The sequence below is a fragment of the Bacteroides sp. GM023 genome, from assembly GCF_014750685.1.
Classification (GTDB): domain Bacteria; phylum Bacteroidota; class Bacteroidia; order Bacteroidales; family Bacteroidaceae; genus Bacteroides.
Genome location: NZ_JAAXGE010000010.1, coordinates 129119 through 154719 on the forward strand (window position 1 = coordinate 129119; position 25601 = coordinate 154719).

Here is a 25601-nt window from a genome sequence, read left to right on the forward strand (position 1 = left end):
CAAAAGATTTTATTATCTTTGGTGCCATTATTAATCTTATGACCTAATAATGAGCTACCTTAAAAATATAGTAATCTGTTTGTTCTTTCTGTGTATAGGAACTAATTCTGCCTTTTCTCAAATTCCGGAGCAAATCAATTTTTCCTATATTTCCATCAATGAAGGATTGTCGCAAAGTACCGTATTCGCCATTGATCAGGACAAGCGTGGCAATATGTGGTTTGCTACTTATGATGGTGTGAATAAATATGACGGGTATGCATTTACGGTTTACCAGCATAACGAAGACGATCCTAACAGTATCGCCAATGACATCTCACGAATCGTAAAGACAGATAGCCAGGGACGGGTTTGGATAGGTACACGGGACGGGCTGTCATGGTATGATGAAGAAAAAGACCAATTCAAGAACTTTTTCTACGAGAAGAAAGGCAAGCGACAACAGATTAATGGTATCGCTGAAATATCACCGGAACAATTACTCATCAGTACACAGGAAGGTCTGATTATGTTCGACATAAAAGAATCTAAATTTGTGGATGATTCTTTTAGTACGGCTATGCATAAAATTATAGCTTCCGCTCTTTACCGGCATGGTGATGTGATTTATATCGGCACAATGGAAAACGGACTTTACAGTTATTCCATTACGCAAAAGAATCTTGAAAAGGTGTCTCCGATATTAGATACCAAACGGATTCAGGCTATTCTGCAACAATCCCCTACCCGTATATGGGTGGCTACCGAGGGAGCAGGTCTGCTTCTGCTCAATCCGAAGACCAAAGAGGTGAAGACGTATATACACTCTTCTTCCAATCCGAAAAGTATCAGTTCCAATTATATTCGTTCTTTGGCGTTGGATTCACAAAATCGTTTGTGGATAGGTACGTTCAATGATTTGAATATTTATCGGGAAGTAAATGACTCTTTTATTTCATATAGCAGCAGTCCGGTAGAAAGTGGTAGTCTGTCGCAACGTTCGGTGCGCAGTATTTTTATGGACTCACAAGGGGGTATGTGGCTTGGGACTTATTTCGGGGGACTGAACTATTACCATCCCATCCGGAACCGGTTCAAGAATATACAACGTATTCCTTATAAGAACTCATTGAGTGACAATGTGGTAAGCTGCATTGTGGAAGATAAGGACAAGAATCTGTGGATAGGAACCAATGACGGCGGTCTGAATCTGTATAACACTAAAACGCAACAGTTTACTCATTATGCGTTGCAGGAAAGTGAACGGGAAATAGGAATTGGCTCCAATAATATCAAGGCTGTATATGTAGACGAGCAAAAATCACTTGTTTATATAGGTACACATGCCGGAGGGCTGTCTGTTCTCCACCGCAACAGCGGGCGAATGGAAAGTTTCAATCAGATTAACAGTCAACTGGTTAATGAGAACGTATATGCCATTCTTCCTGACGAAGGGGGCAATCTCCTGTTAGGTACATTGAGCGCTTTAGTCAGCTTCAATCCTGAAAAACGAAGTTTTACTACCATAGATAAAGAAAAGGATGGTACTCCATTCACTTCACAACAAATCACGACTTTATTCAGAGACTCACGCAAACGGCTTTGGATTGGTGGCGAGGAAGGCGTATCGGTCTTTCAACAACAAGGGTTAGAGATACAAAAAGATTCTGTTCTTCCCGCATCTCCTGTCACCAAGATGTTCACCAACTGCATTTACGAAGCCAACAACGGTATCGTTTGGGTAGGCACGCGCGAAGGAGTTTATTGCTTTAATGAGAAAGAGAAGAAAATCAAACGATATACTACGTCCAATGGTCTGCCTAATAATGTAGTCTATGGTATTTTGGAAGATACCTTCGGGAGGCTTTGGCTAAGTACTAATCGGGGCATTTCCTGCTTTAACCCGGAGACTGAAAAGTTCCGTAACTTTACTGAATCGGATGGTTTGCAAAGTAATCAATTTAATACTTCCTCGTACTGCCGTACTGCCAGCGGACAAATGTATTTCGGTGGTATCAACGGTATCACAACTTTCAGACCTGAATTATTATTGGACAACCCTTATACTCCGCCCGTAGTAATAACCAAACTGCAACTGTTCAACAAAACTGTCCGCCCGGATGACGAAACTGGTATTTTGACAAAAAATATCAATGAAACGGAAAGTATTACATTGAAATCATGGCAAACTGCTTTTACTATCGAGTTCGTTGTATCCAACTATATTTCAGGACAGCACAATACCTTTGCTTACAAACTGGAAGGATATGATAAAGAATGGTATTATCTGACAGATAAACGTACTGTCTCCTACTCCAACCTACCGCAAGGAACGTATCATTTCTTAGTAAAAGCCGCCAATAGTGACGGGAAATGGAATATGACTCCTACTGTTCTCGAAATCATCGTTCTTCCCATATGGTACAAGACTTGGTGGGCAATACTTCTTTTCCTCGCTACCTTCATCGGTTTTATCACTTTCGTGTTCCGTTTCTTCTGGATGCGTAAAAGCATGGAAGCGGAACTGGAAATAGAACGCAGGGACAAGGAGCACCAGGAAGAAATCAATCAGATGAAGATGCGTTTCTTCATCAACATTTCTCACGAATTGCGTACTCCACTGACTCTCATCTTAGCTCCTTTACAGGAAATCATCAATAAGATAAGCGACCGCTGGACACGTAATCAACTGGAATATATCCAACGAAATGCCAATCGTCTGTTGCATCTTGTCAATCAGTTGATGGATTACCGCCGTGCCGAGCTCGGAGTATTCGAATTGAAAGTCAAGAAAGAAAATGCCCATCAATTGATACAGGACAATTTTCTGTTCTATGATAAGCTGGCACGTCACAAAAAGATAACTTATACTCTTCATTCCGAATTGGAAGACAAAGAGGTACTTTTCGATCCTAATTATCTGGAACTAATTGTCAATAACCTGCTTTCAAATGCTTTCAAATATACCGAAAGCGGGCAAAGTATCACTGTAACCCTGAAAGAGGAAAATAATTGGCTGGTACTGCAAGTCAGCGATACAGGTATCGGTATTCCTATCAACAAGCAGGGAAAGATATTCGAACGGTTTTATCAGGTTGAGAGTGAGCATGTAGGAAGTGGTATCGGTCTTTCATTGGTACAACGTTTGGTAGAGTTGCATCATGGCCGTATCGAATTGGATAGTGAAGAGGGACAAGGTAGTACATTCTCCGTATATCTTCCGCAGGATATAAATACCTACAAGCCATCTGAATTAGCTTCCAATGACGCCAAGAACGAGGAAGAACAGGTGTATTCCACTAATTCCAAAGAGATGTATTTCATTGATACGGAAAAGGTGGAAAATGAAGCCATAGAATCAGGTGACAAGAAACGGGGAACGATTCTTATCGTAGAAGACAATAATGAAATCCGACATTACCTCAGCAGTGGACTTTCCGAGCTGTTTAATACACTGGAAGCCGGAAACGGTGAGGAAGCTCTGGAAAAACTGAAAGATAATGAGGTCGATATCATTGTTACTGATGTGATGATGCCTGTAATGGATGGTATCAAACTATGTAAGAACGTGAAGCAGAATATCCGTACTTGTCATATCCCGGTTATTATCCTGTCAGCCAAAAGTGAAATCAAGGATCAAATGGAAGGTTTGCAAATGGGTGCGGATGATTATATCCCCAAACCATTCTCTCTTGCCATACTGACTACGAAGATTCAGAACATGATGCGTACCCGCAGACGTATGCTCGAGCGTTATTCCAAGTCTCTGGAAGTGGAACCGGAGAAGATTACGTTCAACGCTATGGATGAAGCGCTGCTGAAACGTGCTGTGACTATTGTAGAAAAGAACATGGATAATATAGAATTCTCTACCGACGAGTTTGCCAGAGAAATGAATATGAGCCGTTCCAATCTGCACCTGAAACTGAAAGCCATCACAGGCGAATCGACTATCGACTTTATACGCAAGATTCGCTTTAATGAGGCTGCCAAACTTTTGAAAGATGGTCGCTATACAGTTGCGGAAGTCAGCACGATGGTAGGATTCAATACACCGTCTTACTTTGCTACAAGTTTCAAGAAGTATTTCGGATGCTTGCCTACTGAGTATATCAAGAAAGCAAAAGGATAAGTGAAAACTATTTCATAATAAAAAAGCTATCCATATTATCTGTGACATTTTTGTATTTATTTTAAGTATTATAGGGGGAAATACAAAAATGTTGCAGAGCTTATAATCAACACATTACCTCTTAAAACAGGGCTATTTTAAGATAAGTTTACAAAAAACAATAGGATGTTTTTAGGTTTTTCTGATGAAAAAGTGCATTTTTCTCATAACATTCTATTTAGCAACAAATTAAGTCTTTTCTGACTCCATTGCGTCTTATTAATAGGTTACAGTTGTGCAACCGTCAAGTCGCACTTATCCTTCTTTACAGTTGCACAAGTGCAACCAGTAAGTTGCTCAACTGCATTCCACTAATTGTATTAGAAGAAGTAATTAATAGAATACGGTAAATTGCTTAAATCATCTAATAGAATTCCATAATGCTTCTATATGATTAAAGAAAAGGATACGGTCTTTTTATGTATATGCAGCAGAATCATTATACAAAATTGATATACAATTCAATAAAACTAATGCAGCGAGGGTGCTTTATCCCATATCTTTGCGAAAAGGTGTGTAACTGCACCCGATATTGAATCTAAGAACCCACTAAAACGTCTTTACTATGAATTTGAAAAACAGTTTTTACTTATGCATGCTACTATCACTCACCATCATACTCACAGGGTGTACCGACAAGGATACTCTCATCAAAGACATTGAAGATATTCCATCAGAAGATGATCCGACACCACCGGAAGACGATACTAAAGCAGATTTATTTGAAATTCTCAACCTCGATTATCCGGGTTTGGAAGAAGTAAAATCTTTGCATGAAGCAAAAAAAGACAACGCAGCCATGGAAAAGCTGCTTACTTATTACAGAAATAGAACAGGAATAACAAATCCCAATTTATCTTCAACTCTCAGTGAAGCTGAACAGGGCTATGCCGACTATGCCATGAACGGATATCGTTTTTACGTTAACGATAATTACCTGGAAGACAAAAACGAAAAGATTCCTTATTCGCTACAAAACAAAGACAATACGATTAATTGGGAATTTGCTCCCGCAGGTGCCGATAATGAATATCAGAAACAATTGCATCGCCACAATTGGATGCCGATGCAAGGAAAAGCCTATCAACATTCTCACAACGAAGAATACATACTTTCATGGAAAGAAGTATATACCAATTGGGTTACCAAGCATCCAAAGCCGGATGGAAAGCCGGATAAATTCAAATGGTATCAGTTACAAGTATCCAATCGTATCATGGGGCAAACAGAATTATTCGAGTATTTTAAATCTTCTGCCAATTTTAATACCGAATGGCTTTCATTTTTTCTGATTCATTTTGCGGAGCATGCTGATTATCTATCTTTATATAAATATGCAGGAGAAAATAACATTCTATTGAGCCAAGCCATAGCATTGGTCTTTGCAGGTACCTTGTTTCCTGAATTGAAAGACGCCCCACAATGGCAAAAGACTGGCTGCGACATCATTAATGAGCAAACCTCTAAGTTGTTTTTGAAAGATGGGATGACTAATGATCTCTCGCTCCATTATCATATAGGTATCGTAGATGGACTCTATGATTTAAAAAGACTGATTCTATTAAATGAATTACCGGAACATTTGCTTTCACCGGAACTTGATGAAGTTCTGTTGAAAGCGACCAAAGTAGTCATGCACTTCACATATCCCAGCTACTTTATCAAAGGAAGCAAAGACTGTAGTCCTGCATTCAACGACTCATGGATCAAAACCCGAAGTGTATTGAATAAAAACTACGTCAAATACACGGATATGTACCCGAATGATTCAGAACTTAACTACATGAAGACATATGGGAAAGAAGGCACTCAACCTGACACAAAAATCAAAACATTCGAAAATTCCGGATTTTATGTATTACGCAACGATTGGACTCCACAATCGACCATGCTGGTACACAGCAATAATATATCTTCCAAATTGAATGATTCAAGCCATAACCAACTTGATAACGGAACATTTGAATTATATCACAACGGACGCAATTTCTTCCCCGATTCCGGTGTATGTGCATATATGAACGAAGATGATGAAGAAGTGATGAAACTTCGCAGATGGTTCCGCCAAACCAAAGCTCATAATACGATGGTTCTAGGCAAATCTGAAGAACACGAAGATATAGGATCTGAAAATATCAATAAAGCACAAGGTACCCTACTGCTTTCTAAAGAAGATGATAACCAACAATTAATAGTCACCGAAAATCAAGGATACAGTGATTTTAAACACCGCCGTTCCATCTTTTATGTGAAACAGCCTATTGAGTTCTTTGCATTCATAGATGAAGGATTTGGCACAGCAACAGGTTATGCCAAGTTGTATTTCCACCTTTGTGACGAAACATCTGTCAACAATGTCATATTGGATACTCAAGAGTTCGGTGCACATACGACCTTTGGAGATAATAATAACCTGTTCATCCGTAGTTTTGGAAGTCAGGATATGACTCTAAAACCTTTTGATGGACGAATCTCTTATCAGACAGATAGAAAATATGAAAAAAGAACAGCTTATTCCGTTGTCATGAAGAAAAACAAAAATACTCCTGTACGCTTCATTACTATATTATATCCGGTAACAACAGCATCTAATCATAAGATTCACGCAGAATTCACCGACAATCCTGCAAACTCTACTAATGTTTCTATCAAAGTGACTATTGATAATAAGTCATACGATTTGAATTATCAACTTAAAAACTGAAACTTCCAACATTCATTTCAGACTAAAAATCATCCAATGAAACATCTAAAAATGTACAAAATCCATCGCATGAGTATAACAGGAGTAGATTACATTATGATATATAAAAAGCCGGGAATCAGAAGCATAGCAGGCTTTTTAAACAAGAATAGCATTTGATTCAACAATATTAATATCAAAAAAATCATTTTTGAACAAAGCTTGAACAACATAAGCTGACATTAAAAAATAAACAAGCTACATTTGCAAACAGTAAAATATAACTTTTAATAATTAAAACCTAATAAAGTATGAAGAACATCTTCTTTATTTGCATGTGTGCATTCTTTGCATGCATCGGATGTACAGATGACGACAACGAACTTATCACTGATGGTGGAGATTTGGAGATCAACGGTCCTTCTCTACCCAACGATGTAATCAACGAAAAGTTATTCGAGGTGATCAACCTGGATTATCCCGGACTAGAAAAAGCTAAATCACATTATGAAACTGGAAACTATTATTGGGCAGCAAAAGAAATTTTAGAATACTATCGTACGCGTACAAACGTAACCAATCCGAATTTTTCTTTAATGAACGTAACAGTGACAGAAAACGAAAAATCTATCGCAGACTATGCATTAACAGACTTTTGCTTTTACGTTAAGAACTTCTATCAGAACAATGACACGCAACAACCTTGGTCATTAAAAAAAGATGGTAAGATAGACTGGACCTTCTCTCCCGAAGGTGCTTCTGACGAATATCAAAAACAGCTGCATCGTCACCAATGGTTCATTCCACAAGCAAAAGCATATCGCACAAGCAATGATGAGAAGTACGCTACTAACTGGATAAGTGTCTATAGTGATTGGATGACACAAAATCCACAACCTACAAGTGGTCCAAACACAACCAGTTGGTGGCAATTGCAAGTGGCTACCCGCATCAATGACCAAGTCAAGTTATTGGAATATTTCAAGAATTCTGTCAACTTTTCACCTGAATGGCTTTCTGCATTTTTAGTCAAAATTGCAGAACAAGCAGATTTCTTAGTACAATATCCTTATGAACAGGCAGGTAATATTCTGATTTCGCAAGGAGCGGCTTTGGCTACGGCAGGAACACTTCTCCCCGAATTAAAAAATGCTCAGACTTGGCAAAACACCGGATTCAACATTCTAAGCCAACAGGTCCAGGAACAATTTCTGGAAGATGGAATGCACTATGAACTAGACCTCAGTTATCATATATCTGCAATTGCCGATTATTATGAAATTATCAAGCTAGCCGAAGCTAACAACATTACAGATAAACTACCCGCTACATTGAAAGAAACTCTGGAAAAAGCTGCCGAAGTAGTTATAAACTTTACTTATCCGAGCTATTTCAGTGGAATCGGAAAATACTTCGTACCGGGTTTCAACGATACCCGTCAAGCTTCGTGGAGCCGTAGTGTGCTTAATAAAAATTTCAATAGATATATAGAGATGTTCCCCAACAATGCTAATATCAAATATATGGCAACTTATGGCAAGGGTACACGCCCGGATGTTACACCGAAGCTATTCTCTACATCCGGCTATTATGTATTGCGTAACGGATGGGATAAAGCATCCACGATGTTTATCCTAAGCAATAACTATGCGGAAACAGCACCGGATATCTGGTCACATAACCAAGCGGATAACGGTACGTTCGAACTTTATCATAACGGGCGTAATTTCTTCCCCGACTCTGGCGTCTATGCCTATACCAACACAACTGGGGGCAGCAACGACAATCGCAAATGGTTCCGCCAATCTGAAGTGCACAACACACTTACTTTGGGAGCGAATCATACAGACCTGAAAGACGGAGCCAGTTATACCACCACTCAGGGAAGACTGATTAAATGCAGTACGGAAGGTACCACAGAAGTGCTAGTGACGGAAAATGACGGATATAAGAACCTTACTCATAGACGCTATGTATTCTTCGTCGAAAAGAAATTCTTTGTAATCGTAGACGAAGGTATAGGAGAAGGTACGACTACCACTCCTGTCAACATCAATTTCAATTTATGCGAGGGAAATGATAGTGAAGTAATTATTGACGAAGATCTCCACGGAGCACACACTAATTTCGCCGACGGTAACAATATCATAATCCGCACAGTGAAAACAAATGATGACGGAAAAGTGACTCTCACTCCTTTTGCAGGAAGAGTCTCTTATGATACCAATGACAACGCAACCTTCGAACGTAAAGCCTATTCTGTTAATATGGCTGCAAAAAGTGGAAGAAAGGCAGCGCGTTTTCTCACTGTCATCTATCCTGTGCAGGGAAGTACGGATGCAACGGAAATATCCGGTTCATTTATCGCTGGAGGCTACAACGACAACGGAGTTTCCTGTTCAGTAACCGTTGCTGGCAAAACTTATGAGTTGAATTATCAAATCCAATAAACTTAAAATAGTAAATATGAACCTTAAAACATTACTTAGCAAGGGACTGATGCTCTTAGTGATCATCTTGTCGGGACATTTCGTCACCTCTTGTACAGACCCAGAAACGACAGATTCTACCAAATTTGCCATCTTTTATTCAGGAGTGACAGATATAGGTCCTTCCATGAACTTTAACCTTAATTCACCGACATACATCGGTGCCGCACCCTCAGATTTTGCAATCACAGGGATTACGCTTGACAATGAAACATATAGTACAGACTGTTTTGTCATTGACACAAACAGCGGATCTATCTCCTTGCAAAATACTGAAAAATTGCCTGTAGGTACGTATAAACTAACAATAGCCTGTACATCAAACGGCAATCGTCACGAGTTTAAGGATGCGGTAACAGTAAATATGCTGGCACCCGTGCCTGACGGTATTACTGTGGAACCTAACGAAGTGACAGTTGACTTTACGGATATCGATAATGAAGATGCAACCGCTCAAGTGACAACAGACAATAGTACTCATGTATCCATCACTAAATATGAAATAATTCAAGAAGAAGGATATGAATACTTTGCTATCACACAGACCGGAAAGATCAGCATCAATAAGAATTATAAAGGTGAAATTCCTCCAGGAAAATACACACTGAATCTGAAACTGACCACTGGTGCAGGAGCAGGCATCTTTGAAAATGCAGTGACTTTCAATATTATATCTAAACCATTGTCATTAATATACACTCCCAATTCAGTCAAAGCAGAAAAAAATAGTGCATACGTTACTACTGTACCTGTATTGAAGGGTTCACTAGAAGAACTGGCTTACAGCATCAAATCCGTGACACCGGAAAACGCACCTATCACCATAGATCCGACAACAGGTGTCTTATCATTAAGCGAAAACAATGGGTTGGAAATCGATACCGAATGTAAAGTTAGCATATCCGTTACTAACAAATATGGAAGTACAGATTTCGACGAAGCATTCATTATTAATATTGTAGCTTTCATTAATCCTATCACCACCTTCTCTTATGATAATCAAGAAGAGGTTCAAGGTACAGCATTTACATTCTCTCCTACCGAAATAGATGGCGATCAAGTTAGCTATGAATTTGTGAATCTTCCGGCAGAACTGAATGGGAAGCTGAATATAGATGAACACTTAGGAGTAATCTCTGCCAAAAAAGGTAATACTATTCAAATAAAGAATTATACTATTCAAGTAAAAGCTCATAATGCTAAAAGCGAAAAGATTACTTCTTTCAACCTGAATATTAAGGAGAATGAGAATTATTTCACTTATATCCGATACGGAAACAACTTAGGATTAGACGAAGCCGCAGAAGCAAGTCAATATAGAGTAAACAGTGCTAATGAACTGCAAGGGTTAAGTCTCGAACCTAAAACCGATGCCAAAAACGGTGTTCAGCTCACATGGAGCGTAGTCACCAAACACCAAATGAGTGGAACGACAATAGATTCTGCAACCGGTAAATTGTCTCTGAAAGGCTATAAAGCCAACCAATGTGGTGTCATTATTGTAACTGCAACAGCTGGAAAAGGAACACCTGCTGAAGTCTCTGTCAATGTTCCCGTATTCTTCAACTTCCCTGCTACAAGTGGAGTTAAAGTGCTATATTCTCCATTTGCATTCAGAGTGAATCCAGCAAAGGGTGGAATCTCTAAAGAACCAACTCTTGAAGGCGTAAGTGACCCTGCTAAATTCGCTATGGATTATAGAAGAACTTTCAACTATTACAATGTAAACGGTGAACTTGTGGAAGGAACAGTAAGTGCCAGTGTTACAAATACATTCCTAGCCGAAGTCTTCAGAGCTTATTATGGTGACAAGAACCCAAATTACGGTTCAAAAGATCCGCTGTCTTACTACAGTAACAGTACTAATCTCAGTCAGGCTTGTGCATATGTCGACCAGACTGCAAACTGGGCCGTAAAAGTGAATCCGGGAAAATGGAAAAATACCGACGGAGTATATGCTGATGGGGCAATGATTGGGCAGATGACACTCGTTACTAATGGAGATTTCAGTGCTAATAGTATCAATGGTGGCACTCAGGTATTCCCATTCATCATTTGGTTTGATCCAAACTTCTAAATACTAATGAATTATATAAATCACAATGAATATGTTTAAATTAAGATACAACACGTTGAGCAAAAGAGGGTATTTCACCCTCTTGGCTCTCTTGATCACCCTCACCACGTTTGCACAAGATATAAATGTAAAAGGTGTGGTGCTGGATGAAACAGATACTCCTTTAATTGGAGCAACAATACAAGTGAAAGGAAGCAAAGCAGGTACAATTACAGACTTTGACGGTAACTTCACGATAAATGCTCCTAAAAATGGAACTTTGTCAATCAGCTATATAGGCTACAAAACCGAGGATGTTAAAATTCAGGGAAAAAACAAATTGTCTATAAAACTGACTCCTGATAACGCCATGTTGGACGAGGTTGTCGTTGTCGGATATGGAACTATGAAAAAAAATGACTTGACTGGCTCGGTCGCTTCCCTAGGTGCCAAAAACATAGAGGGCTTCAAAACCGGCTCTGTAATGGGAACCCTGGGAGGACAAGTTGCCGGTGTACAAGTTACATCAACTGATGGAACACCGGGAGCAGGTTTCGACATCAAGATTCGTGGTGTAGGTACTGTAACTGGAGACGCTTCGCCACTTTTCATTGTCGATGGTTTTGAAGTGAGTAGTCTCGACCATCTTTCCAATTCCGACATTCAAAATATGGAATTTCTGAAAGATGCATCTGCTGCCGCTATTTACGGAGCCCGTGCAGCAAACGGTGTTGTATTGGTTACGACCAAATCCGGAAAAGAAGGTAAACCGGTTATCACATATAATGGATCAGCCAGTTATCGTAAAATCTCAAAAATGCTGGATCAACTATCTCCATATGATTTCGTACAATTACAGATGGAAATCAATCCATCCAAATATGCAACGACTTACTATCAGGAAGGTAATGATAAAAATGGAGAACCATACATTCACCAAACGATTGACGACTATCTGACTGACCCGGGAGTAGACTGGCAAAAAGAATCTTTTGCCCCGACATGGTCACAAGACCATAGCCTGTCTATCTCCGGTGGTAATAAAGAAAGCAAATATTCTGCTTCTTTTTCACATTATAACGAAAATGGTATCTTTACAAACAGCGGTTTCCAAAAAACAACAGGAAAACTCCGTCTCATCCAACAAGTAACCAAGGCAGTATCATTCGATGCAACTGTTAATTATGCCAACACAGTGAAAAAAGGGGTGGGAACTTCAGGCGACAATGGACGTTTTAATATGCTTTCCATGATTTTACGCGCACGTCCTACTCCAGGTAATAGCATGACCAACGAAGAATTTCTAGCTGCCGCTATCGACCCGTTGATTCTCTCAGATACAGAAAGTATCTCACAAGTAAATCCTATCGTTCAAGCTAAATCTGTCAATAGCCGGAGACAAGCAGAACTTTGGGGAACAAACCTTGCCATTACCGTTAAACTGACTAAGGACCTTACATTCAAAACTGCCGGAACTTACAATACAACCAACACTCGCGATGATGTTTTCTATACTGAATCATCTCGTGAAGCATATCGTAACGGTAACAGCGCTTATGGACAGACGCAAATGACAAAAGCATTACGCTGGATTAACAATAACACCTTGACATACAATAAGAAATTCAAGAAAAAGCATACACTCAATGTCATGCTGGGACATGAATTTTCTTTCAATAGCAGTGAATACCTGCAAGGTCAAGCCAAAGATTTTCCATTTGACAATCTAGGAAGTGATAACTTAGGCATCGGTGCCACTCCCAGTAAAGTTAATACTTATAGAAGCGAAAAAAAACTGCTTTCTTTCTTTGCCCGTGGTAATTATAACTTTGACAACCGTTATTTACTTACAGCGACCGTACGTGCAGACGGTTCTACCGTATTTGCCAAAAATAATAAATGGGGTTACTTCCCTTCTTTCTCTGCCGCATGGCGTATTTCCGAAGAGAAGTTTATGAAAGAGATCAAACCTATTTCAAACCTGAAACTCCGTTTCGGATGGGGTACGGTAGGTAACGACCGCATTGCCAATAATCTGTCAATGGATTTATATACGATGAGTAAATATGGATTGGGAAGCCAACTGATTACAGTATTGAATCCGAAACAATTGCCTAATCCTGACCTAAAATGGGAAGGTTCGACAACCACCAATCTAGGAATTGACTTAGGATTATTTGAAAATCGGCTGAATTTCTCCGCAGACTTCTTCGTGAAAAACACGAAAGACTTACTATTGGCTCAAAGTCTGGCATATGTTACAGGATTCGGTTCTCAATACCAAAATATCGGTAAAATACAAAATAAAGGTATCGAGCTGAATCTGAACAGTACGAACATCCAAACTAAAAATTTCTTATGGCAAACAGATTTCAATATCTCGTTCCTTACAAATACCTTGAAATCTTTACAGCCGGGTACTACTACGATGTATGCTCGCACAGGATTTAGTTCAGACTTCACAGACTATGATTATATAGCAACAATCGGTTCTTCTTTAGGACAAATTTATGGCTATAAATACGACGGCGTATACCAAACGTCCGATTTTAATGTAACTCCGGATGGTAAAATGATATTAAAACCCGGAATTACCGATATCAGCGAACATGCGGGAAGACCTGTAGAACCGGGTATGGTGAAGTATAAAGACATTGACGGAGACGGTTCTATCACCACCAAGGACCTTACGGTAATTGGGAATGGTATTCCTAAATGGTATGGAGGTATTACCAATACATTCAATTACAAGCAGATAGACTTTAGTTTTATGTTCCAATTCAACTATGGAAATGATGTTTATAACGCAACTCGTCTTTTTAGTACACAAACACAAGACGAACGTTATAACCAGTTAGCAGAAGTAGCGGACAGATGGACGCCTACACATGCATCCAATCGGGTTCCTTCGGCCAAAGGTTATGTGAAGAATGAATTGTATTCACGCTTTATTGAAGATGGTTCTTTCCTTCGCTTGAAGAACGTTGTCTTAGGTTATACACTACCAAGCAAATGGACTAGAAAATTCTACATATCACGCCTACGCGCCTATGCCTCCGCACAGAATCTGTTCTGTATAACCAAATACAGCGGATATGACCCGGAAGTATCTATGGGGGCTAATAATCCGATGACTCCTGGACTCGACTGGGGAGCTTACCCAAAGAGTAGAGTATATACATTCGGTCTTGAAATTCAGTTCTAATCTATAAAAACAGTAAAAATGAAAAAAATAATATACTATATACTATTTCTAAGCTGTGTATTTTCATCCTGTTCACTAGATGAGCAAACTTACACGGAAGTGGATAAAAAAACTTATATGAGAAATGCTTCTGAAGCGCAAAACGTACTGTTAGGCGTCTACAGGGATATGATTCAAGGAGGCATATATGGATATCATTTATCACTTCTGTTCACGATTCCCACTGATTTAGCCAAATGCGAAGGAAACAGCACCAATGGCTTCCGCCTGGTTCCGGCTAATGCATACACCGCTACTCAATCAGAAGTACAAAGTACCTGGTCAGCACTTTATAATGCCGTTTATGATGCAAATGACTTTATGGAAACTTTACAGAGCAATGTGAATCAATTTGGAGACGACGACCAACAGAAAGCTGTTGTTTATATGGCAGAAGCACGTGCACTACGCGCATTGTATTATTTTGAGTTGGTTCGCTGGTACGGAAACATTGCATTGATGACCAACACTGCTCAATCTTCTCAACACCCTTCTACTTTTGTACAAGCTGCACCGGAAGATGTGTATAAATTCATCGAAGCCGATCTAAAATTCGCGATAAGCAACTTGCCTTATGCACAAGATGACAAAATACGTTCCAACAATAGTTTCCGTTTCTCAAAAGGTGCTGCACTCGGCTTGCTGACTAAAGTATATGCCACATGGGCAGGAAGTCCGATCAATGATAAAAGCAAATGGGAAGAAGCAGCCAAGACAGCTAAAATTCTAGTAGAATCGGGCAAACATCATCTATTAGATGATTACGAACAACTTTGGCGTAACACCTGCAATGGGATATGGAATCCGGACGAAAGTTTGATAGAAGTCAGTTTCTACGCCCCTACAGTAACAGGAACTTCTTCTCAAGACCCTTGTGGACGCATCGGCAAATGGAATGGCGTCTCTGCATCTGGTATCAGAGGTGTACGCAATGCAGGAAATTGGAGAGTGGTAAGTACATTCCTGCGTGACTGGAAAGATCGTCAAAGCGATAAACGATGGGCTATTTCCTTCTCAGATTATAGATATGGAAAAAAAGAAGCAACTGGTGAAGACGGAGTAAAAATAGCCATTAATGCTGAAACTTTCGAAACGGCTATTTCCGATGCTGGAACTGCAAAAGCAAAAAAAGCCTATGACAATGGATGTTGCCCGGCAAAATGGGATACCGAAAAGTATGTAAATGCCAGCAACTACCTGGTCAATGCAGACTACTCAAATATCAATTGGTATGTATTACGTTATGCAGATGTATTGCTGCTTTATGCAGAAGCCTTAAATGAATGGAAAGGTGGTCCTACTACAGAAGCTTACGAAGCGATCAATATGGTACGTCGTCGTGGATTTGGCTTATCTGTAAACACTGCAAGCAGTCTGTCTGATCTTGCCACTGGAATGGATCACGATACATTCCAACAAGCGATTCGTGATGAACGCGCTTATGAACTGGCTTATGAGGGTCACAGGCGTCAGGATTTGATTCGTTGGGGAATCTATTATGAAAGTATCCGCAAAACAGCACAAAACTTAATTGATTGGTGCGGCGATCCTAATTATATATGTGTGGATTTCACAAAGAAAGGTAAACATGAATTATTACCGATTCCACAACGTGACATGAAATTAATGACCTCTTTCGAGCAAAACCCAGGCTGGAAATAAATCGTTAAACGAGCTTTTCGATATTCTCCAATAAGTCTTGTCAAACAAATGAATCATTACAAGACTGGTTCATAAATCAAGGCATATTGGAGAATATTAAAACCTTTTTCAACAAAATCAAAACTTGAAAAGCTCTAATTAAATGCCTTTTCGACAATCCTGTAACACAAAATTAGACCTTTCGGCTACTTTTGCATCAGTTACAAAACTTCTAAAAACAATCACTTAAAATGAATAACATGAAAAAGAAACTTGTTCTCTTTGCTTCGGTTACTATCGCACTTGCATCGTGCCAGACAGCTCCAAAGGAAGACTACAGTTGGATTAAAAAAGGACTGGATGTAGCTTCTGCCCAGTTGCAACTTTCTGCTGAAGAAGTTAGCAACACAGGTATGCTTCCACGTTCTATCCGCACAGGTTATGATATGGATTTCCTTTGCCGTCAGTTGGAAAGAGATTCACTGACATTTAAAGATTCACTTCGCGCACAACCGACCGCAGAACAATTGGGCAAACGTCGTCTTTGTGGCATCCATGACTGGACAAGCGGCTTCTTCCCCGGTTCTTTATGGTACGCATACGAGCTGACAGGAAACGACACACTGAAAGCTGAAGCCATTCAATATACTAATCTTCTGAATCCGGTACGCTATTATAAAGGTACGCACGATTTAGGATTTATGATAAACTGTAGCTATGGCAACGCAGAACGTCTTGCTCCCAACGATACCATCGTAGCAGTAATGAGAGAAACTGCCGACAATCTTTGCGGACGTTTCAACGACTCTATCGCAGCTATCCGTTCCTGGGATTTCGGTACATGGAACTTCCCGGTAATCATTGACAATATGATGAATCTTGACCTTCTGTTCAACGTAGCCAAAGCAACGGGTGACAGCAGATATAAAGATGTTGCCATCAAACATGCCATGACTACCATGCACAATCACTTCCGCCCGGATTATACTTGCTGGCATGTAGTGAGCTACAACAACGACGGAACTGTTGAACGTAAGCAGACTCACCAAGGCAAGAATGACGATTCTTCATGGGCACGCGGCCAGGCATGGGCTGTATATGGCTATACCTCTTGCTACCGTGAAACCAATGACAGCACTTTCCTGAACTTTGCAGTGAAGATTGCCGATATGATTATGGAACGTGTGAAAACAGACAACGCTATTCCTTACTGGGATTATGATGCTCCTGTGACGGAAGAAACTCCGCGTGATGCATCTGCCGCTTCTGTTACCGCTTCTGCATTGATAGAGCTTAGCACAATGGTTCCTGATGGTAAGAAATACCTGGATTATGCTGAAAAGATTCTGAAGAGTTTGTCAAGTGACGCATACCTTGCAAAGGTTGGCGACAACCAGGGATTCATCCTGATGCACTCTGTAGGCTCACTGCCTAACGGTTCTGAAATTGACACTCCGCTGAATTATGCTGACTACTACTATTTGGAAGCATTGAAGAGATTCATGGATCTGAAAGGTATCAATTACAAAAATATCTAAGACATAAAACCATAACACCGAATCTATCATGAATAAAAAATTAAAGTATATCGTCCTGCTGACATTTGCATGTTTCGTAGGTAAAGGTTATGCCCAGGAGTTGAAAAGCGAAGTATTTTCACTTCTCAACCTGGACTACCCGGGACTGGAAAAAGTGAAAACGCTGCACCAGGAAAGTAAAGACGAAGATGCCGCAAAAGCATTGCTCGATTACTACCGCGCACGTACCAACGTGAAAACTCCGGATATCAATCTGAATAAAATCACTATCGGCAAAGAAGAACAGCAGTGGGCAGACGATGCACTGAAGCATACCTTCTTCGTTCACAAAGGTTATCAGCCTTCTTACAATTACGGAGAAGACATCAACTGGCAATACTGGCCGGTAAAAGACAACGAACTTCGCTGGCAGTTGCACCGTCACAAATGGTTCACTCCGATGGGTAAGGCTTACCGTGTATCCGGTGACGAGAAATACGCCAAAGAATGGGCACACCAATACATCGACTGGATTAAAAAGAATCCGCTGGTGAAAATGGACAAGAAAGAATATGAAATGGTTAGCGACGGAAAAATCAAGGGCGAAGTAGAAAACGTACGTTTCGCATGGCGTCCTCTGGAAGTAAGCAACCGTCTGCAAGACCAGACTTCGCAGTTCCAGTTGTTCCTGCCTTCTCCTTCTTTCACTCCGGACTTTCTGACTGAGTTCTTAGTGAATTATTACAAGCATGCCATACATATCTTAGGCAATTACTCCGACCAGGGTAATCACTTGCTGTTCGAAGCTCAACGTATGATTTATGCCGGTGCTTTCTTCCCGGAATTCAAAGATGCTCCGGCTTGGAGAAAAAGTGGTATCGACATCCTGAACCGTGAAATTCATGTACAGGTATATGAAGATGGCGGACAGTTCGAACTCGACCCGCACTATCACCTCGCTGCTATCAATATTTTCTGCAAGGCATTAGGTATCGCTGACGCTAACGGATTCCGTAAGGAATTCCCACAGGACTATTTGGATACAATCGAAAGCATGATTATGTTCTATGCAAACATTTCTTTCCCGGATTACACAAACCCATGTTTCAGTGACGCCAAACTGACAACTAAGAAAGAAATGGTGAAGAACTACAAGTCATGGAGCAAACTGTTCCCGAAAAACCAGGCTATCAAATACTTTGCAACAGAAGGTAAAGAAGGCGCATTGCCGGATTATATGTCTAAGGGATTCTTGAAATCAGGTTTCTTCGTATTCCGTAATTCCTGGGGAATGGATGCTACTCAAATGGTCGTTAAGGCTGGTCCGAAAGCATTTTGGCACTGTCAGCCGGACAACGGTACATTCGAACTTTGGTTCAACGGCAAGAACTTGTTCCCAGATTCAGGTTCGTATGTATATGCAGGCGAAGGCGAAGTGATGGAACAACGCAACTGGCACCGTCAGACTTGTGTACACAACACTGTAACCCTGAACAACAAGAACCTGGATACTACAGAATCAGTTACCAAACTGTGGCAGCCGGAAGGTGCTATCCAAACTTTGGTTACCGAAAATCCAAGTTACAAGAACTTGAAGCATCGCCGTTCCGTATTCTTCGTCGATAACACTTACTTCGTAATCGTAGACGAAATGACAGGTAGCGCTAAAGGTTCTATCAATCTTCATTACCAAATGCCGAAAGGTGAAATCGCCAACAGCCGCGAAGACATGACATTCCTTACTCAATTTGAGGATAGAAGCAACATGAAACTGCAATGTTTCGGCCCTGCCGGCATGAGCATGAAGAAAGAACCGGGATGGTGTTCAACTGCTTATCGCAAACGTTATAAACGTATGAATGTATCATTCAACGTAAAGAAAGACGGCGAAGAAGCTGTACGTTATATCACTGTTATCTACCCGGTTAAGAAGAGCGCAGATGCCCCTAAATTTGACGCTAAATTCAAGAACAAAGCGTTCGACGAAAACGGATTGGAAATAGAAGTGAAAGTAAACGGAAAGAAACAGTCACTAAAATATAAACTCTGATAAAAAGACATTCTTCAGTGTCGGTCAGAGCGTAGCGAAGAATCTCCTCTCTACGTTAAAAAGAGAGGAGATTTTTCGTCACTACGCATCCCTGAATGGCAGTCATATCCGGCTATTATTCGTTTATTAATATCACATTCTCCTCAAAAACACTCTTTATTATGAGAAACAATCCCTCTACCCTACTCCTTCCATTAGCTGCATTAAGCCTTGCTTCCTGCGGCAATCAGAAGAAAGAAGAAACTAAACGACCGAACATCATCTTTATGATGACGGACGACCATACCACCCAAGCCATGTCCTGCTATGGCGGCAACTTGATTCAGACTCCCAACATGGACCGGATTGCCAACGAAGGTATTCGTTTGGATAACTGCTATGCAGTCAACGCCCTTTCCGGCCCCTCACGAGCCTGTATCCTCACCGGCAAATTCAGTCACGAAAATGGTTTCACCGACAATGCAAGTACATTCAACGGTGACCAGCAGACATTCCCCAAACTCCTCCAACAAGCCGGTTATCAGACTGCCATGATTGGTAAATGGCATCTTATCAGTGAGCCGCAAGGGTTCGATCATTGGAGCATCCTTAGCGGTCAGCACGAACAAGGTGACTACTACGACCCCGACTTTTGGGAAGACGGCAAGCATATCGTAGAAAAAGGATATGCAACGGATATTATCACTGATAAAGCCATTGAGTTTCTCGAAGGCCGGGATAAGAGCAAACCGTTCTGTATGATGTATCATCAGAAAGCTCCGCACCGCAACTGGATGCCTGCTCCCCGCTATCTGGGTATCTTCAACAATACTACTTTCCCCGAACCCGCCAACCTGTTCGACGATTACGAAGGACGCGGAAGGGCAGCACGCGAACAGGATATGTCCATCGAACACACGCTCACCGATGATTGGGACCTCAAACTACTGACCCGCGAAGAGATGTTGAAAGATACGACAAACCGTCTTTACAGCGTATATAAGCGTATGCCTGCCGAAGTACAGGACAAATGGGATTCTGTATATGCACAACGTATCGCAGAATATCGCAAAGGCGACCTGAAAGGCAAAGCATTAATCAGTTGGAAATATCAACAGTATATGCGCGACTACCTGGCTACTACATTAGCAGTAGATGAAAATATCGGCCGACTGATGAACTATCTCGAAAAGATCGGTGAACTGGACAACACAATCATTGTCTACACTTCCGACCAGGGTTTCTTCCTCGGCGAGCACGGTTGGTTTGACAAACGCTTCATGTATGAAGAATGTCAGCGTATGCCGCTTATCATCCGCTATCCGAAGGCTATCAAAGCAGGAAGCACCAGCAACGCAATCAGTATGAATGTAGACTTTGCTCCTACTTTCCTTGATTTTGCCGGAGCGGAAATTCCGTCTGACATCCAAGGCGCATCTCTGAAACCAATATTGGTTAACGGAGGTCAAACTCCCGCCGACTGGCGAAAGGCTGCTTATTACCATTACTACGAATATCCGGCTGAACATTCCGTAAAACGTCACTACGGTATCCGTACCCAGGATTTCAAACTCATCCATTTCTACAACGATATAGATGAATGGGAAATGTACGACATGAAAGCCGACCCGAGAGAAATGAACAACGTCTTCGGTAAACCGGAATATGCAGAAAAACAAAAAGAATTGATGCAACTCCTTCAGGATACCCAAAAACAATATAACGACACCGACCCCGATGAAAAAGAGAAAGTTCTTTTCAAAGGAGACCGTCGACAAATGAAAAACCGCTAGCCAGCGAGGCGCTGGAGCCAGGTTTCCTTGCGGATGAGGGAAATATAACATTTAGTACAAATTACAAAAAAGAAGAATTAACCGAATTAATTAGATAAAACCATGGATAGAAGAAAGTTTTTAAAAAACACAGGCTGGTCTTTCCTCGGATTGGCAGCTTCAGGCAGTTTACTAGGTTCTTGTGCACCGGGAAGCAAGGATGCCAAGAAAATCATGCCATCGGCAAGCAACCTCAAAATGTATTGGGGTGACTTACACAACCACTGTAACATCACATACGGACACGGCGACATGCGCGATGCTTTTGAAGAAGCGAAAGGACAATTGGATTTTGTCAGTGTAACCCCTCATGCCATGTGGCCGGATATTCCCGGAGCAGACGATCCTCGTCTGAAATGGGTAATCGACTACCACACGGGCGCTTTCAAGCGTTTGCGTGAAGGCGGCTACGAGAAATATGTAAGAATGACTAATGAGTATAACAAGGAAGGTGAATTCCTGACTTTCGTCGGATACGAAGCCCATAGCATGGAGCATGGCGACCATGTTGCACTGAACTATGACCTGGATGCACCGCTTGTAGAATGTACTTCTATCGAAGACTGGAAAGAAAAAGCTAAAGGACACAAAGTATTCGTTACTCCGCACCACATGGGTTATCAGGGCGGTTATCGCGGTTACAACTGGAATTGCTTTACTGAAGGTGATATTACTCCATTCGTAGAAATGTATTCCCGCCACGGTTTGGCAGAAAGCGACCAGGGAGATTATCCTTATCTGCACGATATGGGACCACGTCAGTGGGAAGGAACGATCCAGTATGGCCTTGAATTAGGCAATAAGTTTGGTATCATGGCTTCTACCGACCAGCACTCCGGTTATCCGGGAAGTTATGGCGACGGACGTATTGGTGTACTGGCTCCGTCATTGACTCGCGACGCTCTTTGGGAAGCTCTCCGTAACCGCCACGTATGTGCCGCAACGGGTGATAAGATTCTTATAGATTTCCGTCTGAATGACGCTCTTATGGGAGATGTAGTTCGTGGAAACAGCCGTCGTATCTATCTGAACGTAACAGGTGAAAGCTGCATCGACTATGTAGATATTGTAAAGAACGGTCAGATTTTAGCTCGTATGAACGGACCGTTGACTCCGGTTGCTCCGGAAGGTGATACGGTACGTTGCAAAGTTAAAGTTGATTTTGGTTGGAATCGTGAAGAGAAATACGTACATTGGCAGGGTAAATTGTCATTAGACAAAGGACAGCTACATGGAGTGACTCCTTGTTTCCGTGGCGCAGCCTTCACTTCTCCGCAGGAAGGTGAGACTGAATTCCACACACACGTCAACCGTATATTGTCTGTTGGCGACAAGGAAACCGAACTGGATATGTACAGCAGCAAGAATCCGAATACTACGACAGCAGCTATGCAAGCTGTAATTCTTGACGTGGAAATGCCGAAAGACGGCAAGATTATTGCTGAATTCAACGGCAAGAAGTTTGAACATACATTGGGCGAATTACTTGAAGGTTCACGTTCACACTTTATGATAGGTTGGTTGAGCGAAGCAATCCTCTTCAACCGTGCCATGCCGGAAAGCTGCTTTACAGTAGAGCACTATATGGAAGACAAAGAGCCTCAACGCGATACGGATTATTACTATGTACGCGCCCGCCAACGTGACGGACAATGGGCTTGGAGTTCACCGATTTGGGCAGAAAGAGTGTGATTTTCAAGTATTAAATATTACTTAGTGATATGGAAAAAGAATACGCTATAGGAATTGACCTTGGCGGAACTTCTGTGAAATACGCCCTTATTGATAATGAAGGCGTATTTCATTTTCAAGGGAAGTTGCCGTCGAAAGCCGATGTATCAGCTGAAGCTGTCATCGGGCAGTTGATTGCTGCCATCAATGAAGTGAAGGCTTTTGCTGAAAAGCAAGAGTTCAAGATTGACGGTATAGGAATCGGGACACCGGGTATCGTAGATTGTACGAACCGCATCGTTTTGGGTGGAGCGGAAAACATCAAAGGATGGGAAAATCTGCATTTGGCAGACCGCATTGAAACTGAAACCGGAATCCCAGCTTTATTGGGAAATGATGCCAATCTGATGGGATTGGGCGAAACTATGTACGGAGCCGGTCAGGGCGCCACTCATGTTGTTTTCTTAACGGTAGGAACCGGAATCGGCGGTGCAGTGGTTATCGACGGGAAATTGTTCAACGGTTATGCCAACCGGGGAACGGAATTGGGACATGTACCTTTAATTGCCAATGGTGAGCCTTGTGCCTGCGGTTCTGTCGGCTGCCTGGAGCATTATGCTTCGACTTCGGCTTTGGTACGCCGTTTCAGCCAACGAATAGCGGAAGTGGGTATCTCTTATCCGAACGAGGAAATCAACGGAGAACTGATTGTCCGTCTTTACAAAGAGGGCGACAGGATTGCCACCGAATCCCTGGAAGAACATTGCGATTTCCTGGGACATGGAATTGCCGGATTTATCAATATCTTCAGCCCGCAAAAGATTGTGATAGGCGGAGGACTTTCTGAAGCCGGAGACTTTTATATTCAGAAAGTAAGTGAGAAAGCCCATCGTTATGCCATTTCCGACTGTGCTGTGAATACGGAAATCATGGCTGCCGCCTTAGGCAACAAAGCCGGAAGTATCGGAGCCGCTTCACTTGTATTTACTCAATTTTCCGCTCCCAACTTAATCAGATTATGAAAAGAAATTTAGGAATGCTGGCGCTAATCATGGCGTTCTGGTTCACCATTTCATTTATTACTAATATCCTGGGACCACTCATTCCGGACATTATTCACAATTTCAACCTGAGCGACCTGGCAATGGCGGGATTTATCCCGACTTCTTTTTTCCTGGCTTACGCCATCATGTCCATCCCTGCCGGACTGCTGATCGACCGTTTCGGTGAAAAGCCTGTACTATTCGGCGGATTCCTGATGCCATTTATCGGAACTATCCTCTTTGCCTGCATGCACACATATCCGATGTTACTCGCTTCTTCTTTCATCATCGGACTGGGAATGGCTATGCTACAAACCGTATTGAATCCGCTTCAACGCACCGTAGGCGGAGAAGAAAACTATGCGTTCGTCGCCGAACTGGCACAGTTCATGTTTGGAATCGCTTCCTTTCTGAGTCCATTGGTATATACATACCTGATTCGGGAACTCGATCCTGTAACTTATACGGCTGGAAAAGGTTTCTTTATTGATTTGCTGGCCGATGTCACTCCAAGAGAAATGCCCTGGGTATCTCTTTACTGGATATTTGCCTTGATTCTGCTAATCATGTTGATTGCTGTCAGCGCATCCCGTTTCCCGAAAATCGAATTGAAAGAAGACGAGAAAAGCGGTTCAAAAGATTCATATCTGGCATTATTCAAGCAGAAATATGTATGGCTGTTCTTCCTGGGAATCTTCTGCTATGTGAGTACGGAACAGGGAACTTCTATCTTTATGAGTACGTTCCTCGAACAATATCATGGGGTAAATCCTCAAACTGACGGCGCACAGGCAGTAAGCTATTTTTGGGGATTGATGACTGCCGGATGCCTGGTAGGTATGTTGTTACTGAAACTGATTGACAGCAAACGATTGTTACAGATTTCAGGCGTATTGACGATTGTACTGTTACTTTCTGCACTATTCGGAAGTAAAGAGGTATCATTAATAGCTTTCCCTGCCGTCGGATTCAGTATTTCTATGATGTATTCCATCGTATTCTCATTAGCATTAAATTCAGCATCACAACATCACGGTTCCTTTGCCGGTATTCTGTGTTCGGCAATCGTAGGCGGAGCCGGTGGCCCGATGATTGTCAGTACGATAGCGGATGCTACTTCTCTTCGCACAGGTATGCTGTTCATTTTAATTTTTGTAGGATACATTACCTTTATCGGTTTTTGGGCTCGCCCGTTGATTAACAATAAGACAGTGAAATTGAAAGAGCTGTTTAAAAAAGTATGATT

Annotated in this window: 12 protein-coding genes; all 12 read left to right on the plus strand. The window is 41.5% G+C overall.

All coding sequences use genetic code 11. The features are described from left to right. Window positions 1-49: 49 nt before the first annotated feature. A complete protein-coding gene (locus HC965_RS20800) occupies window positions 50-4111 on the plus strand; it encodes a two-component regulator propeller domain-containing protein (RefSeq protein ID WP_191033256.1) in 4062 nt (1353 codons plus the stop codon). Between the two features lie 604 nt (window positions 4112-4715). Further along, the gene (gene hepC / locus HC965_RS20805; RefSeq protein WP_191033257.1) at window positions 4716-6854 is read left to right on the plus strand and encodes a heparin-sulfate lyase HepC; all 2139 of its coding nucleotides are present in this window, start codon (window positions 4716-4718) and stop codon (window positions 6852-6854) included. A 290-nt stretch (window positions 6855-7144) separates the two neighbouring features. Continuing rightward, a complete protein-coding gene (gene hepC, locus HC965_RS20810; RefSeq protein WP_191033258.1) occupies window positions 7145-9283 on the plus strand; it encodes a heparin-sulfate lyase HepC in 2139 nt (712 codons plus the stop codon). A 16-nt stretch (window positions 9284-9299) separates the two neighbouring features. Continuing rightward, window positions 9300-11399: a surface glycan-binding family protein gene (locus tag HC965_RS20815; RefSeq protein ID WP_191033259.1), complete on the plus strand. Its 2100-nt coding sequence runs from the start codon at window positions 9300-9302 to the stop codon at window positions 11397-11399. 31 nt (window positions 11400-11430) lie between these two features. Continuing rightward, window positions 11431-14583 carry a TonB-dependent receptor gene (locus HC965_RS20820; protein ID WP_191033260.1) on the plus strand — a complete coding sequence of 1051 codons (3153 nt, stop codon included), beginning with the start codon at window positions 11431-11433 and terminating at the stop codon, window positions 14581-14583. Window positions 14584-14601: 18 nt separating this feature from the next. After that, entirely contained in the window at window positions 14602-16284 is a 1683-nt protein-coding gene (locus tag HC965_RS20825; RefSeq protein WP_191033261.1) for a RagB/SusD family nutrient uptake outer membrane protein, read from the plus strand. 230 nt (window positions 16285-16514) lie between these two features. Next, the gene (locus HC965_RS20830; RefSeq protein ID WP_191033262.1) at window positions 16515-17801 is read left to right on the plus strand and encodes a DUF4995 domain-containing protein; all 1287 of its coding nucleotides are present in this window, start codon (window positions 16515-16517) and stop codon (window positions 17799-17801) included. 28 nt (window positions 17802-17829) lie between these two features. After that, entirely contained in the window at window positions 17830-19830 is a 2001-nt protein-coding gene (hepC, locus tag HC965_RS20835) for a heparin-sulfate lyase HepC (protein WP_191033263.1), read from the plus strand. Window positions 19831-19991: 161 nt separating this feature from the next. After that, on the plus strand, window positions 19992-21602 hold the full coding sequence (locus HC965_RS20840) for a sulfatase (protein ID WP_191033264.1): 1611 nt from the start codon (window positions 19992-19994) through the stop codon (window positions 21600-21602). A 102-nt stretch (window positions 21603-21704) separates the two neighbouring features. Further along, window positions 21705-23333 carry a Tat pathway signal sequence gene (locus HC965_RS20845; RefSeq protein WP_191033265.1) on the plus strand — a complete coding sequence of 543 codons (1629 nt, stop codon included), beginning with the start codon at window positions 21705-21707 and terminating at the stop codon, window positions 23331-23333. A gap of 29 nt (window positions 23334-23362) precedes the next feature. Continuing rightward, on the plus strand, window positions 23363-24334 hold the full coding sequence (locus tag HC965_RS20850; RefSeq protein ID WP_191033266.1) for an ROK family protein: 972 nt from the start codon (window positions 23363-23365) through the stop codon (window positions 24332-24334). After that, window positions 24331-25599, plus strand: a complete 1269-nt coding sequence (locus HC965_RS20855) for a sugar MFS transporter (protein ID WP_191033267.1) — start codon at window positions 24331-24333, stop codon at window positions 25597-25599. Before HC965_RS20850 ends, HC965_RS20855 begins: the two co-directional genes overlap by 4 nt. Window positions 25600-25601 lie beyond the last annotated feature (2 nt).